Source organism: Pseudomonas sp. AU12215 (assembly GCF_001675465.2).
GTDB classification, from domain to species: Bacteria; Pseudomonadota; Gammaproteobacteria; order Pseudomonadales; family Pseudomonadaceae; genus Pseudomonas; species Pseudomonas nitroreducens.
In genome coordinates this window covers 48,402-62,862 of record NZ_MACM02000041.1, presented here as the reverse complement: position 1 = coordinate 62,862, position 14,461 = coordinate 48,402, and the positions used below count along the sequence as shown (strand labels likewise).

The following is a 14,461-nucleotide window of genomic DNA, read 5'->3' as shown; positions in this document are numbered from 1 at the left end:
AGTCGGCGGGCGGCTTCCAGCGCCGCCCGCCAGTCCTGTGAATGGACCAGCAGCTTCAACTGTTGAAGCGCCAGGGCCGCCTGGTACAGACCTTCATCGATCCGCCCACAGTGCATCGCGCGCTCGCCACGCTGGATCTGCGCCTGCGCCAACGCCAGGTCTGCGTGCCGCCCCGCTACCTCGGCCAGCCCCAGGTAGCCGTACAGCACAAAGGGCGCCGAGCAATCGCGAAGGTAGGGCTGAGCGGCCAGCAGCACGGCCTCGCTCTCATGCAGTCGCCCCTGCTGCTGCAGCAGGTCGGCCCTGGTGATCATCAGTCGCCCGAGCACCGGGTCGCGCTCGAGCCCGGTGGCGGCGCGGCTGGCCAGGCAATCCTGGAGCAGCAGGTCCGCCAGCGCAGCCTCATCGGCGAGCATCAAGGCACGCAGGCGCTCGCCCTGGAACAGCGCCTCGCTGTCCTGGCAACCTTGCCGCCGCGCCTGCTCCAGGGCAGCGCGCCACAGCAATTGCGCTTCATCGCCACGTTCGCTGGCCAGCAGGATCCGCCCCAGGGTGAACTGGCACAGCAACTGCGAGAGGCATTCCCTGGGCGCCGAGCCCAGATGCCCAAGGGCTTCGCGACAATGCTGTTCGGCCTCCAGCAACTCACCACGAAACGCCAGAGCACTGCCCTTGAGGGCCTGCCAATGGGCGAGCAACAGCTGATTGCCCGCTGTATTGGCGGCCGGCAGAAAGCGCGAAAGCCCCTGGAGACCACGCTCTGCCTCACTGACCCGGCCACTGAGCAACAGGGCCAGCGTGCTCAGATAGATCAGCCGGGGCGTGCCTTCCATCAGGTGGGAAGGTAATTGCCGATGCCAGTCCAGCACACGCCGCAGATGCAGGTCAGCGAGTTGCCAGCTCGGCTTCAGGCGCTCGATGTAGCTGGCCGCAACTTCCGGCTGGTGCACGTGCAGGGCCTGATCGATGGCGTCATGCAGGTGGCCGGCGAGGCTCAGCAGGCGGCAGGCGTGCAAGCGCAGTCGGGTCAGCTCCGGCGCGGCAATGCCATCCTGCAGCGTGGCCGCCACCAGCGGGTGCACGCGGTACCAACCAGCATCCCGCGCGACCGGCTGGATGAAGACCTGCTGCCGCAGCAGGCGATGGAGGACCTGATCGCCTGCGTTGCCATCCCAGAGCTGGGCGCAGAGATCAACGGAGAAGCGCGGCAGATTGCACAGCCCGACGAACAGACGACGCTCCTCATCGCTCATGCGCCCGAGCAACTCGCGTTCCAGATAGTCTCGCAGCAATGCCCAGCCCTGCTGCTGGCCCGCCAGCAAAAGACGCGCACCACTCCACCAGTCGCCGCTTTGCACGCCGATTTCTTCGCGTCGAGCATCCGCGATATCGCCGCCAATTCGAGCGCTGATCGCGGCGTACTCACTACGCGTCATGCCGAGCGTGTCGGTACCCAGTTCGAACAGTTCGCCCTTGAGCAGCAGCGACGGCAGATCCCACGCCGGCCGTTGCCGACAACTGACGATCAGGCGTACGCGGCTCTCCGGCAGGTGGAGCAGATGCTCGATCCAGGTGTTCACCTCGATGGACAGGTTACCTGGAAGATCATCAAGCACCAGTTGCAGAATGCGCTCGCCTTGGCCGATCTGGTGCAGTAGTACCTGCGGAGGGAGCAGCGGCGATAGACCGTAGCCGGCCGCAACGCGGGCACAGAGCTCCGTCAGGGACATCGGCTCCCCCCAGCAGGCCAGCCAGAGCAGTTCGGTGCCGGATGGCGCATCGGCAAGACTCTCGGCCAGCAGGATGCTCTTTCCATAGCCCGCCGGGGCGCACAGCAGGGTCAGGCGTTGACGGCTGCCACGTACTGCAGTGGCCAGCCGCGGACGCGGCACATGGTGCTCCGGCAGTCGCGGAATTCTGGCAAGAGGCGCTTGCGCGCGGCTCGAACTGACACCCAGACCTTGCATGATGAGCCTCGATCCACGGCGTTTCAGGGACAGCGGCCGGCGCAGACGCACGGCGATCCGCTGAGTCGGAAACGATGCTGCAAAACACCGAGGGAAAAGGCACCCCCCACGTCAGGTGGCGTCGAGGCAAGAGTGGCCCGTGAGAGAGTTCACGATGAAAGAAGCCGGGGCAGGAGCCGTGCCCCGGCAGAAGAGCGGCGCTGGACCACCCACACGCCGCCTTCAAGCGCCTTGCTTCAGCGGATACCGGCGTTGCGCAGGGCCGCGGGAGTGAAGTCGTTCATACTGTAGTTCTGGTCGTACTGGGTAGCCTTCTTCGATTCGTTGGTCATGCCGAACACCAGGTAGCGGCCAGCGATCAGGTCGTACAGGGCCTGGGCGGCGTACAGGCTGATGCCATGCTGGTAGTCGTTGACCTGGTAACCCTCACCCACGCGCCACAGCTGGCCGCGACCGTCGTAGTGATCCACTTCCAGCAGGGACCAGGTGTCCTCGTCGAAGTACATATGGCGCTTGGCATAGATGTGGCGCTGGCCGGGCTTGAGCGTGCCCTCCACTTCCCAGACCCGGTGAAGCTCGTACCGCGTCAGGTCCTGGTTGATGTGGCCGGGCTTGAGAATGTCGGCGTACTTCACCTGAGGCGACCACAACTTGTAGTTGTTGTACGGCACGTACATCTCGCGCTTGCCGATCAGCTTCCACTGGTAGCGATCCGGCGAGCCGTTGTACATGTCGGCATTATCGGCTGTCCGCAGGCCGTCGGCGGCCGTACCCGGGCCGTCGTAGGCTACCTGCGGAGCGCGGCGCACGCGGCGCTGGCCGGCGTTGTAGGACCAGGCGCTGCGCGGTTCCTTGACCTGATCGGTGGTTTCATAGACCAGCAGCACGTTGCCGGCCATGCGCGACGGCGCGGTCACTTCCTGGCGCAGCAGGAACAGGTAATCGCCCACCTTTTTCGGATCGAAATCCTTCATCAGGGAAGGTACGCCGACATTCTGCTGCAGCGACACGATGGTGTAATCGCCATTGACCTGGGGAGTGGCCTGGGCAATCTGCTGGGTGTAGTTGGTACCGCGATAACGGGTCTCGTGGTTCCACACCACCTCCACACCACTCTTTGGAATGGGGAACGGGTAGTAGCGCCCACTGACATTGGCGATACCGTCGCCACCGCTGACCAGTTCGGCGCTGGCTGCGCTCTTCTTCGCCGCCTCGTACACCGATTCGGGAGAAGAAGCACTGCGACGGGTCGGATACACCGGGATCTTGTAGGTATCCGGATAGCGCTTGAACATCGCCAGCTGACCGGGGGTGAGCTTGTCCTTGTACTGATCGACGTTGGCAGGGGTGATGACGAACAGCGGCTTGTCGCTGGCATAGGGATTGCCCAGGAAACCGTTGCCATCCACCGGAGCGGCGCCAGGCTTCAGGCCACCGGTCCAGGCGGGAATGCTGCCGTCGGCGTTACCGGTCTTTTCGCCACCCAGTGGAGTCAGGCTGGTACCGAGCTTGGCGACTTCCTCGGGAGAAATGGCCGCCATCACACCGGTGGCCAGCAGGGACAGCGCCAGGGCGCCGGTTTGCAGGAATACGATCTTTTTCATGCGAGTTTCTGCCTGTGCTCAATCAGAAGTTCACGCCGAAACTGAGCGAGACGAAGTCCCGGTCGGTCAGGGTGTTGTATTCGCCATCGAAGTAGTTCGTGTAACTGAGGCTGGCGGTGTAGGTATTCAGGTAGTCGGCATCCAGGCCGAGGCTGATGGCCTTGGCACCTTCCTCGAAGTTCGGGCCGCGACCTTCGACGTCGTGGGACCAGGCCAGGTTGGGCTTAAGGTTCACCCCGGCGAATACGTCCGGGTAATCGAGCATGCCGCGCAGGCGATACCCCCAAGAGTTGGCAGAGTAGAAGCCGTGGCTATTGCATTTCTGCGCCGGGTTGCTGGCATTGGCCTGCCCCACCGCGGTGCCGGCACAGGTCGTTGCGCCCGCGGCAGTCGGCAGGATGCCGGAGCCGAATGCCGGGTTGCGGCCGAAGCGGATGTCGGTGCCATCCGAGTCGCCCAGACCGTTGATGCGGTTGTAGCCGACCTCGCCGATCAGGGTCAGGCGCTCGGCCCCCATCACCTGGTCGATGAACTGAGTGGCGGTGACCTGGGCCTGCAGCACCGGCATGCGTTTGTAGCCATTGATCACGCCCCCACCGAGAATACCGCTGACGTATCCAGTGGTGACCAGGGGGTTGAGGCTGGGGGTGCCTGGAATGTTGGTGGTGGCGCTGAGCAGGTCAGGGGTGCTGATCTGCAGCGGCATGTTCGGTCGGTAGCTGACCTCGCCACCGAGGGACGTCCCGGCGATATTGGTCTGGAAGCTCACGCCGTAAAGGCGGATGTCTTCCGGATAGTCGATGAAGTAGCCAGCATTGCGCGGCACATTCAGCGCACTGGGCGGACTACCGGCTCCGGTGGTGCGAATGGTGCTGAGGAAAGGGTTGCGGCTGTGGTAGTTCATGGCGTAGGCCGCCAGCTCGGTATCGTTCCAGTCTGGAATGAACCAGCGCAGCGCCAGGCCGAACTGCCCGCTGTCGCGCGCGTCGTTGTCCTTCTGCCGGGGGATGTAGACGTCGTCCAGGCCCTGGGCGATCGCCAGGGCACCGCCGGTATTCTTCGCCACACCCGGCGCCAGGTCCTGGCCGGAGACCACGAGGCGGTCGTTGCAGCCCTTGGGGATGCCGTCGGTGCCGAAGAAGGTGCCGCAGTTGTCGGTCACCGTCTTGTCCCATTCGAGCTGGTAGAAGGCCTCGGCGTTGACGTTCTCCATCAACCCCTGGGAGAGGTAGAACATGTTGACCGGCACCAGGCCTTCCTTGATCTCCGACCCGGGGCGGCGCAACGCGGCGACGTCGATCGGGTTGATCGAGTTGATGCCGTTCTGGATGAAGGTGCTCTCGCCCCAGCTCACCACCTGCTTGCCCAGGCGCACGTTGCCCGGCAGGTCGCCGAGCTGGTAGTTGTGGTAGAGGAAACTGTCGAGGAACATCGCGCCGGACGACTTGGCCGCACGGTCACGCCCATGGTCATCGATGTCGTAGTAATGCTGGTTGCCGTCCTTGAGCTCGGAGTCATACCAGTACTTGCCGCGGACGAAGGCGCCGCTGTCGCCGTACTTCAGCTCCAGGTCGTGCAGGCCCTTGAAGATGGTCGAGAAGTTCTCGCCGCTCTTGAAGTTCAGGCGACCGTCATCCACGGTGCGCGACGACGACTTGCCGCCCTTCACGCCCACGGAGTTGAAGTTGGAGATGAACTGTTTGTCGGGGGACTGCGTGGACCAACTGCCCCCGATGGACAGCGAGGAGTCGAACTTGCCTTCGATCTCCCCAATGTTGAAATCGACGGCCTTGGCTTGCGAGCCGACGCCCAGGGCGACGGCGGCAGCCAGCAGGTGCGGCTGAAAAACTCCGCGTTTTCTTATTGTTCTCATGCGGCGCTCCGAAAGCGGATCAGTGTTGGGAGAGCTGATGCTATCGAGGCATTCGCGGGGGCCAATTCACCCGATCGGGTAATTCTTTGAGTCCCTTTTCGGCGGCAGCCATCGCGTTCTCTCCACACTTGGGAAAGTGCGTTACCAAGAGTGACAGGCTGCGCGAAAAGCCTTGTGCCAGAGGCCTTTTACGAACCTTGCCGTAACCCCGAAAATGCCAGCGCCCCGCCGGTTGGCCGGCGGGGCGCTGGGTATCACGGGGAACAGTAGCCGTCAGGTTCTGCCGGGTATCTTGCCCTTCCAGATGGTAAAGATGCCAGTGGCTCGCAACACCGTGCGCTCCCCCACTTTCAGCAGACAATCGGCGTTGGCGAAACTGCCGCCGAACTTGAGTATCTGCACGTGAGCCTCCAGCCAGTCACCTTCACGCACCGCGCCAAGGTAGTCGAGGTTCAGGCTGACCGTGATCGGCGGCACCTCGAGGCCATATTCACGCTTGAACACCACGCCAAAGGCAGTATCGGCCAGCGTGGCGAGGAAGCCGCCGTGGACGATGCGCACGGAGTTGAGCAGGTGACCACCAATCCGCACGCCGAGCAGGGGCAGTTCGTCGTGCAGATAGACCCCCCCACAGAAGCGTACGAACCCGGGCGGAGTCGGCAGGGCCGAGAAACCTACGGGCGCCGGCTGCGCCCCCTCATCGGTCGTCGTCATCAGTTCACCGCCCGGCTCTTGCCCACCCAGAACGGCTCGCGCAGTTCGCGCTTGAGAATCTTGCCGGCACCGGTGAGCGGCAGTGTTTCACGGAACTCCATCGATTTCGGGCACTTGTAGCTGGCGATATATTCGCGGCAATAACCGCGCAGCTCGTCCTCGCTGACCTGTGCGCCGGGCTTGCGCACCACGATGGCATGCACCGCTTCGCCCCACTGCTCGTGCGGTACGCCGATCACCGCGCACATCAGCACCGCCGGATGGCGGGCGATGATGTTCTCGACTTCGGCGGAATAGACGTTCTCGCCACCGCTGACAATCATGTCCTTGAGGCGGTCGACGATGAACAGGTAGCCCTGCTCGTCCATATAGGCGCCATCGCCGGTGAACAGCCAGCCATCGCGCAGGGCCTTGGCGGTTTCCTCCGGCTTGTTCCAGTAGCCGGCCATGATGTTCGGACCGCGGACAATGATTTCACCGACAGTTCCGCGCGGCACCTCGACGCCGGACTCGTCGACGATCATCACGTTGACTCCCAGGCCGCCACGCCCGACGGAGCGGATCAGGCCACTTTCGCGTGCCTCCGGCCCATGGTTCTGCGGCGGATTGGTGGAGACAATCGGGCAGGCTTCGGTAAGGCCGTAGGAATGCGACAACTGCAGGTGCGGCAGTTTTGCCAGTACCTGCTCGATCATCTCCCCGGCGGTCGGAGAGGCGCCATAAGTGAGGCGCTGCATCGAGCTCAAATCGTACCGGTCGAACTCCGGATGCGCCAGCAGGCCGAGAATCATGGTCGGCACCAGAATGCTGTCGGTCACACCCTCTTGCGAGATGGCTTTGAGCACTGCCGTGGCATCGAAGGTCGGCTGAATCACATGCGAGCCGCCAGCGATGAAACCCGACACCACACGGGCCAGACCGGCGATGTGAAACAACGGCATCACGTGCAGATCGCGCTGTTCGGCGCTCTGGTGGATTTCCGCCATACGCTGGATGCAGGCGGACCACAGGTTCAGGTGGGTCTGCATCACCCCCTTGGGGAAACCGGTGGTGCCGCCGGTGTACATGATGCAGGCGAGGTCTTCGCCGCCACGGCCCGCATCCGCCACGGGGCTGGCTTCGGCGAGCAGGGTCTCGTAATCGAGCAGGCCGGCCGGTGCCTGTTTCTCGCCAGCGTAGATCAGCGTCAGCGGGCCACGAACCTGGCGGCGAATCTCCTCCACCATCGGCAGGAAGTAGTCATCCACCAGCAGGAAGCGGGTGTGGCAATCGTCCAGGGAGTAGGCGATCTCCGGCACGGCCCAGCGGATGTTGATGGGGTTGAGTACGCCACCGCCCCACCAGGTGCCCTGCATGTACTCCAGGTAGCGGTCCGAGTTCAGCGCCAGCATGCTGACCCGGTCGCCAGGTACCATGCCCAGCTGTTGCAGCGCGCCGGCCAGGCGCGCGACGCGCTCGCCGAATTCGCGGAAGGTACGGCGACGGGCGCCGAACAGGGTGACGATCTTGTCAGGCGTTTGCTGCAGCGAACGCTGCAGACCTTGCGTCAGATACATGGTGAGAGTCCTTGGAATTGTTGTTATCGGACCCGCGCGCTCAACTGGCGCAGCGGGCCATCTCCTGTTCCTGCAGTTCGCGCCAGGCGATCTTGCCGGTGGCGTTCTTCGGCAGGCTGTCGACGATCTGCACCACTCGCGGCGCCTTGTAGACCGCCATGTGCTCGCGACACCAGGCGAGCAGCTCGTCGCTGCCCAGGAGGGAACCGGGCTTGAGGGTGACGACGGCCTTCACCGTTTCCCCGCGATGCGGGTCGGGAGCAGCGATCACGCAAGCCTCGGAAATCGCCGGATGCGTATGCAGCATCGCTTCGATTTCCGCCGGCCAGACCTTGAAGCCCGACGCATTGATCATTCGCTTGAGGCGGTCGCGCATGAACAGGTAACCGTCCTCGTCCATGCTTGCCAGGTCGCCCGTGCGCAGGAAGCGCTTGCCGTCGATGACGATGAAGGTATCGGCGTTGGCCCTGGGGTTGTTCCAGTAGCCGAGCATGATCTGCGCGGCATGCGCGACGATCTCGCCGACGTCGCCCTGGCGCACCGGCTGCAGTGTTTCCGGATCGAGCAGGCGCAGGTCCACGCCATAGGTCGGAATACCCAGGCAACCGCGCTTGGGCCTGAACAACGGATTGGTGCAGAGGAACGAGGCGGTCTCGGTCAGGCCGTAGCCTTCGATGTAGTCCAGGCCGTAGCGATTCTTCAGCAGGTCATTGATGTGCTGCGGTGTCGCCGCCCCGCCGCCGGTGATGATTGCCAGGCTCGACAGGTCGCGCTGCTCGATGCCCGGCAGGGCAAAGAAGTCCACCAGCATGGTGGGCAGCGCCGCCCAGAAGGTCACCCCATGGCGCTCGATCAGCGTGGCAGCGGTCTCGCGGTCCCAGCGCGGCATCAGCACGATGGTGGCGCCATTGAAGATCGCCGCGTTGACGTTGGTCTGCAGGCCCAGCAGGTGGAACAGCGGGGCCACCGCGAGGAACACCGAGGAAGCATTGGTGGGCCGCCAGAGGCTCCCCCCGACGAACGAGGTGCTGACGGTGCGGTGCGTGTGCACGCACGCCTTGGGTTTGTCGGTGGTGCCCGAGGTGTAGGGCAGCATGCACAGATCATCCGGCCCGGCCCGGTGTGGCGCCGGCGCGTGCTCCTGGGCCAGGGCGGCCGTCCAGCGCTCGCCACCGGCGAACAGGGACTCGGTCGATGACGGCCGACGCACCCAGACCGGCACAGCCAGGCCCGCATCATCCTCGCCCAACGCATCGCCGTAGGCATGCACGATCACATGGCGCAGCGAGGTGCGCCCGATCAGCGGCGCGACCTGCTCCACCAGCTCTTCGGCGACGAAGGCTGCCACGGCGCCGCTGTCGCTGACGATATGCTCCATTTCGTCGAGCCGGAGCATGGCATTGGCCGGCACCAGCACGGCATCGGCGCGCAGGATGGCGAAGTACGCGGCGATGTACTGCGGGCAGTTCTGGCTGAACACCACGACCCGGTCGCCGCGCTCCACCCCGCAGACGTTCTGCAGGTAGCCGGCCATCCGCTCGGCGTCACGCAGCAGTTCGGCGTAGCGATAGGCGGCGCCGAAGAACTGCACCGCGGTCTTGCCTGGGTAACGCCGGGCAGCTGTTTCCAGGTGCGAGAAGATACTCGTCTCGGGGATGTGCACCTGTCGCGTCGGAAGATTCGCGGCGTGGCGCGGGTCGACGCGTAGCGGTCCGGACGGGCGCTCGATCACCCCGGGCGCCGTTGGGCAGGGATGGCTGTAGGCCATGAAGAAAGCCTCCTATCGCGGGTTGTGGCCCGCTTGTTGGAATTATCGGTCAGAAGCGCGTATCGCCATCGAGCAACCGTCGGGCGATGGTGCGTCGCTGGATTTCCGAGGTGCCGTCGGGAATACGCATGGTGCGAGCGAAGCGGAAACCTTCCTCCAGGCGCAACTCGTTGGTCAGCCCCATGCCGCCGTGGATCTGCATGCAGCGGTCCATCACGCGGCACAATGCCTCGGTGGACGAGGCCTTGACGATGGAGACTTCCTTGGTCGCCGGCTTGTCCTGGTCGATCAACCAGGCGCAATGCTGCACCATGCTCTTCACCGCATAGATGTCCATGGCGCACTCGGCCAGCATGGCCTGCACCATCTGGTGCTCGGCGATCGGCTTGCCGAAGGTCTTGCGGACCTTGGCGTAGTCCAGCGCCTGGTCCAGTGCCCAGCGCGCCAGCCCCAGACAGGACGCCGCCATGCTCAGGCGGCCGGCATTCACGCCGTCCAGCGCCACGCTCAGCCCCTTGTCCTGTGGGCCGATGAGATGACTGTGCGGCACCCGCACATTGTCCAGGCTGACAATGCCGATATCTGCGCCCAGGTGCCCCATGGTAGGGATGACACTCGGCACGGAAAAACCGGGTGTATCGGTTGGCAGGAAGAAACCGCTGATGCCGCCCTTCCCTGCCTTGGCCTTCTCTTCGTCGGTGACGGCAAAAATCATCGCGTAGTCGGCATAAGGCGCGTTGGTAATCCACTGCTTGGTGCCGTTGATCACCCAATGGTCGCCATCGCGTACCGCACGGGTGCGCATGGCCATGACGTCGGAGCCGGCATCCGGCTCGCTCAGGCCGAAGCACATTGTCTTCTCGCCACTGGCGATGCCTGGCAGATAATCCGTCAGCACCTTCGGGTCCATATGCTTGAGCACCGGCGTCAAACCATTGGTGAAGGGCGATGGCAGGATCACCGTCTGGATCAGGTGTCGCGACGGACCGACATGGGCATTGAGACGCTCCTGGATGTAGACCGAAACCTGGGCGCCGAGCCCTCCGCCACCCAGCGACTCATCGCCCAGCGCCGTGTAGAAGCCGGCCTCGGCGGACAACTGACGGACGCGGGCGCGTAGCGCCATCAGCTCCGGCGCGTAGCGGCCTTCTTCGGTGTACAACTTGCGTTCGTTGTGCAGCAGCGCGGCATGCTGCTTCTCCAGCGGCTCGACTTCCTGCTGGATGAAGCGGATCAGGGCATCGCCAACCGCGACCCACTCATCGGGAATCGTGAAATCCATGGTGCGCTCCTCAGACCGGGTCCCAGCCAAACACGTTGCTCGACACTTCCAGCGGCAAGAAGGATGGCGCAAAAGCCGGCAGCAGATGCTCGGCCAACGACTCCGGCGTCCAGCCTTCGGCACGGTGCAGCGAGCGAATCGGCCGCGGCTGGCTCATCAGGAAGACTTCGTTCTTGCGCACGGTGAAGATCTGCCCGTTGACGCTGGCCGCTGCATCGCTGGCCAGGAAGGTGGCCATGGCGGCGATCGGCGCCGGCGTCATCGACTTGATCTTTTCCACCCGTGCGGCCTGGGCCGGATCAGCAGCGGGAATCGAGCCGACCATGCGGCTCCAGGCAAAGGGCGAGATGCAGTTCGAGCGCACGCCGTAGCGCGCGCCGTCCAGGGCGATGGACTTGGACAGACCGACGATCCCCAGCTTGGCCGCCGCGTAGTTGGCCTGGCCGACATTGCCGACCAGACCCGAAGTGGAGGTCATGTGCACGAAGGCGCCGGACTTCTGCTCACGGAAATGGGTGATGGCCGCGCGGCTCATGTAGAAGCTGCCGTACAGGTGCACCTTGATCACCGCATCGAACTCTTCCGGACTCATCTGATGGAAGATGCGGTCACGCAGGATACCGGCGTTGTTCACCACCGCGTCGACTCGGCCGAAACTGTCCAGCGCCTGCTGAACGATACGCTGCGCGCTGTCCCATTCCGACACGCTGTCGCGGCTCAATACCGCCTCGCCACCCGCCGAGTGGATCGCGTCCACCACCTCGCGGCCGGGGTCTTCATCATCGGCAGCCCCGGTCACGCTGACACCAACGTCGTTGACCACCACGCGCGCGCCCTGCGCGGCCATCTGCAGCGCCATCTCGCGGCCGATACCCCGGCCGGAACCGGTGACGATCACGACCTTGCCTTCCATCATCTGCGAACTCATCGATTGCTCCCTCGTATTCTTGTTCTGTGCGGCTCTCAGCGGAATGCGCTGAGGCCAGTGATCTCGCGGCCCTGGATCAGCGCCAGGATGCCGTTCATGCCGTCGGGCACCTGGAACATCCGGGCATCACGCCACATGCGCTCGATGCCCAGTTCCTCAGTGATGCCCATGCCGCCGTGCAGTTGCATCGCCAAGCCCAGCGCGCGCTCGCAGGCTTGAGTGGCGTAGCGCTTGGCCATGGCCGAGGTGCCGTTGGCGCGCTGGCCGCGGTCCATGGCGTCCAGCGCCTGGTAGCAGAGCAGGCGCGAGGTGACGATCAGGGTCTCCATGTCGGCCAGGTCCTGCTGCACCAGTTGGTGCGCGGCCAGCGGCTTGCCGAACTGCTCGCGTACGCGGGTGTACTCGACGCACATCTCGAAAGCCTTCTGCGCCAGGTGCACGCACATCAGGCCAATCAGCGGACGGTTGCCATTCCAGCCGACGGTGAGCGTCTTGGCCGCGTCGCCCGCCTCGCCGATCAGGTGGCTGCGCGGAATGCGCGTCTCCTCGAGGACCACCTCGCTCAAGTGCCCCTGCTGCAAGCCGGTGACACCGATTTCGCGCACCTCGACCTGCGACTGACTGCGGTCGACCAACGCGCGCTGGGCGATAGGCCGGCCGCGCTCGTCGTTGCCCAGGGTGCAAGAGACGTTGAGCACGTCGCACACCGAGGCGTTGGTGATCCAGATCTTGCGCCCCGTGATGTAGGCGTGTTCGCCCTCGACACGGATACGGGTCTTCACCGCATTGGAGTCGGAGCCGGCGTTCACTTCGGAGTTGGCGGTGCAGGCGATCTTGCGCCCGGCGATCAGGTCTGGCAGGTACTGCGCGGCAATCGCCTCCGGACAGCCGGAGTAGATGCGCGCCACGGTGCCTTCATGGGAGATCAGCGACAACGCGACGATGGCCGGCAGTTGTTCGAGGATCAGCCCGTAGTCGAGCATCTTCAGCCCACCGCCGCCGACTTCCACCGGCAGGCGCGGCGCGGTGATGCCCAACTCGGCCAGCGCGGCATAGATTTCCAGCATGGCCGCCTTGGGTAGCGGCTTATCCACGGGGTGACGAGAGAGCACCGGATCGATACGGTCGCGCACCATGCGCTTGGCCGCATCGATCATCATTTCCTGGGATTCGTTAGGCGCGAAATTCATCGTGGGAACTCGTTGACGGGCTCAGGCGCCGGTGTATTTCGGCGAGCGTTTTTCGGCGAAAGCCTTGCGGCCTTCGATACGGTCCTTGCTGTCGCGCAGCAGGCCCCAATGCAGGTTGGACTGGGCGACGAAATCGCGCGGCGCCATGTGGCTGGTTTCCACCGCCAGGCGCTTGATCGCCTGGACCGCCAGTGGGCCATTGGCGGCAATCCGCTCGGCCAGTTGCATGACCAGCGGCAGCAGGCCCTCCCGCGGCACGCAGTCGCTGATCAGGCCGATGCGCAAGGCTTCCTCCGCGCCGATGCGCTCGCCGGTCAGTGCCAACTTCATCGCGTGGGCGGCGGGTACCGCACGCATCAGGTACTGCACGCCACCCACCGCCGGAACGCTGGCCACCTTGGCTTCGGGCAGAGCGAAAGACGCTTCGTCGCTGGCAATGCGCAGGTCGCACTGCAGCGCCAGCTCCAGGCCGCCCCCCAGGCAATAGCCATGGATGGCGGCGATCATCGGTTTCCAGATTTCCAGGTCGCCGAGGTCGATCAGCCGTGTGTAGCCGCCCTCCTCGGCCTCCGCCGCGCGGCTCTTGAAGTGACCGCTGGCGAAGCCCGTGGACGGCGGCAGCGTCGCCTTGAGGTTGGCGCCGGTGCAGAACGCCTTGTCGCCGGCGCCGGTCAGAACGATGACGCGCACCTGGTCGTCATCCTGCGCGGTGTTCAGCGCCTTGCGCAGATGGCGCAGATCGCCGATGGTCAGGGCGTTCATGGATTCGGGCGCATCCAGGGTGATGAGCGCCACGTGGCCGATGATCTGGAACTGGATCGCCATGGCTTACGCGCTCGGACTGGACAGGGAACGGCCGCCACAGACGTACAGCGTCTGGCCGGTGATGTAGGACGCCTTCGGGTCGGCGAACATCAGTACCGCATGGGCGATATCCTCGGGCTTGCCGATGCGGCCCACGGGAATGGTCGCCATGATCTTCGCCCGTTGCTCGTCGGAGAGCGGTGCGAGGATCGGTGTGTCGATGGCGCCCGGAGCGATGGCATTGGCGGTGATGCCATGCTTGGCCAACTCGATCGCCAGGGTGCGCGTGAGGCTGATCACGCCACCCTTCGCCGCCGAGTAGTTGGCCTGGCCGAAGCCACCGAGCCAGGCGCGCGATGAGATATTGACGATGCGCCCGAAGCCCTGCTCGATCATCCCCGGCACGACGGCCTTGGCGCAGAGGAACTGCGACTTGAGATTGACATCCAGTACCAGGTCCCAGTCCGCCTCGCTCATGTTCACCAGGCGCTTGTCACGGGTGAGGCCGGCATTGTTCACCAGCAGGTCCGGCGCCTTCCAGCGCGCGGCGACCTGCGCCACGGCAGCGCTGACCTGCTCGGCGCTGGTCACGTCGACCTTCACGCCCATCAGGTTCTGCGCCTGGGCGCCCGCTTCCGCGACCAGTTTGTCCATGGCCTCGCTATTGAGATCGAACATGGCCACCGCATAACCGGCATTCAACAGTGCTCGGGTCAGGCCCAGGCCGATGCCCTGGGCGCCGCCGGTAACGATTGCAACTTGCTTGCTCATGGAA

General features: G+C 64.6%; 11 protein-coding genes. All 11 read right to left on the bottom strand.

The window, feature by feature from the left end; genetic code table 11:
• The coding region (locus A9513_RS10605; RefSeq protein WP_065084713.1) for a hypothetical protein at window positions 1–1,892 on the bottom strand (1,892 nt) is incomplete at its 3' end.
• Window positions 1,893–2,203: 311 nt separating this feature from the next.
• Window positions 2,204–3,571, bottom strand: a complete 1,368-nt coding sequence (locus tag A9513_RS10600; protein ID WP_024762820.1) for a DUF1329 domain-containing protein — start codon at window positions 3,569–3,571, stop codon at window positions 2,204–2,206.
• Window positions 3,572–3,593: 22 nt separating this feature from the next.
• Entirely contained in the window at window positions 3,594–5,444 is a 1,851-nt protein-coding gene (locus A9513_RS10595; RefSeq protein ID WP_065084712.1) for a DUF1302 domain-containing protein, read from the bottom strand.
• 273 nt (window positions 5,445–5,717) lie between these two features.
• On the bottom strand, window positions 5,718–6,158 hold the full coding sequence (locus tag A9513_RS10590; RefSeq protein ID WP_065084711.1) for a PaaI family thioesterase: 441 nt from the start codon (window positions 6,156–6,158) through the stop codon (window positions 5,718–5,720).
• Window positions 6,158–7,714, bottom strand: a complete 1,557-nt coding sequence (locus tag A9513_RS10585; protein WP_024762817.1) for a long-chain-fatty-acid--CoA ligase — start codon at window positions 7,712–7,714, stop codon at window positions 6,158–6,160. The genes A9513_RS10590 and A9513_RS10585 overlap by 1 nt, the downstream gene beginning before the upstream one ends.
• 40 nt (window positions 7,715–7,754) lie before the next feature.
• Window positions 7,755–9,482, bottom strand: coding sequence for a long-chain-fatty-acid--CoA ligase (locus A9513_RS10580; protein ID WP_083196086.1), 1,728 nt, complete (start codon window positions 9,480–9,482; stop codon window positions 7,755–7,757).
• A gap of 49 nt (window positions 9,483–9,531) precedes the next feature.
• Window positions 9,532–10,764, bottom strand: a complete 1,233-nt coding sequence (locus A9513_RS10575; RefSeq protein ID WP_065084710.1) for an acyl-CoA dehydrogenase family protein — start codon at window positions 10,762–10,764, stop codon at window positions 9,532–9,534.
• Between the two features lie 10 nt (window positions 10,765–10,774).
• Window positions 10,775–11,692, bottom strand: coding sequence for an SDR family NAD(P)-dependent oxidoreductase (locus A9513_RS10570; protein WP_065084709.1), 918 nt, complete (start codon window positions 11,690–11,692; stop codon window positions 10,775–10,777).
• 35 nt (window positions 11,693–11,727) lie between these two features.
• The gene (locus A9513_RS10565) at window positions 11,728–12,882 is read right to left on the bottom strand and encodes an acyl-CoA dehydrogenase family protein (RefSeq protein WP_024762813.1); all 1,155 of its coding nucleotides are present in this window, start codon (window positions 12,880–12,882) and stop codon (window positions 11,728–11,730) included.
• A gap of 21 nt (window positions 12,883–12,903) precedes the next feature.
• A complete protein-coding gene (locus tag A9513_RS10560; RefSeq protein ID WP_024762812.1) occupies window positions 12,904–13,707 on the bottom strand; it encodes an enoyl-CoA hydratase/isomerase family protein in 804 nt (267 codons plus the stop codon).
• A 3-nt stretch (window positions 13,708–13,710) separates the two neighbouring features.
• Window positions 13,711–14,457: a 3-oxoacyl-ACP reductase FabG gene (gene fabG, locus A9513_RS10555; RefSeq protein WP_065084708.1), complete on the bottom strand. Its 747-nt coding sequence runs from the start codon at window positions 14,455–14,457 to the stop codon at window positions 13,711–13,713.
• Between the last annotated feature and the right edge of the window lie 4 nt (window positions 14,458–14,461).

What these genes read in the sequence shown, in the direction of transcription:
- A9513_RS10600 (WP_024762820.1), bottom strand. Translation starts at nt 3,571, where the DNA reads ATGAAAAAGATCGTATTCCTGCAAACCGGCGCCCTGGCGCTGTCCCTG.
- A9513_RS10595 (WP_065084712.1), bottom strand. Translation starts at nt 5,444, where the DNA reads ATGAGAACAATAAGAAAACGCGGAGTTTTTCAGCCGCACCTGCTGGCT.
- A9513_RS10590 (WP_065084711.1), bottom strand. Translation starts at nt 6,158, where the DNA reads ATGACGACGACCGATGAGGGGGCGCAGCCGGCGCCCGTAGGTTTCTCG.
- A9513_RS10585 (WP_024762817.1), bottom strand. Translation starts at nt 7,714, where the DNA reads ATGTATCTGACGCAAGGTCTGCAGCGTTCGCTGCAGCAAACGCCTGAC.
- A9513_RS10580 (WP_083196086.1), bottom strand. Translation starts at nt 9,482, where the DNA reads ATGGCCTACAGCCATCCCTGCCCAACGGCGCCCGGGGTGATCGAGCGC.
- A9513_RS10575 (WP_065084710.1), bottom strand. Translation starts at nt 10,764, where the DNA reads ATGGATTTCACGATTCCCGATGAGTGGGTCGCGGTTGGCGATGCCCTG.
- A9513_RS10570 (WP_065084709.1), bottom strand. Translation starts at nt 11,692, where the DNA reads ATGAGTTCGCAGATGATGGAAGGCAAGGTCGTGATCGTCACCGGTTCC.
- A9513_RS10565 (WP_024762813.1), bottom strand. Translation starts at nt 12,882, where the DNA reads ATGAATTTCGCGCCTAACGAATCCCAGGAAATGATGATCGATGCGGCC.
- A9513_RS10560 (WP_024762812.1), bottom strand. Translation starts at nt 13,707, where the DNA reads ATGGCGATCCAGTTCCAGATCATCGGCCACGTGGCGCTCATCACCCTG.
- fabG (WP_065084708.1), bottom strand. Translation starts at nt 14,457, where the DNA reads ATGAGCAAGCAAGTTGCAATCGTTACCGGCGGCGCCCAGGGCATCGGC.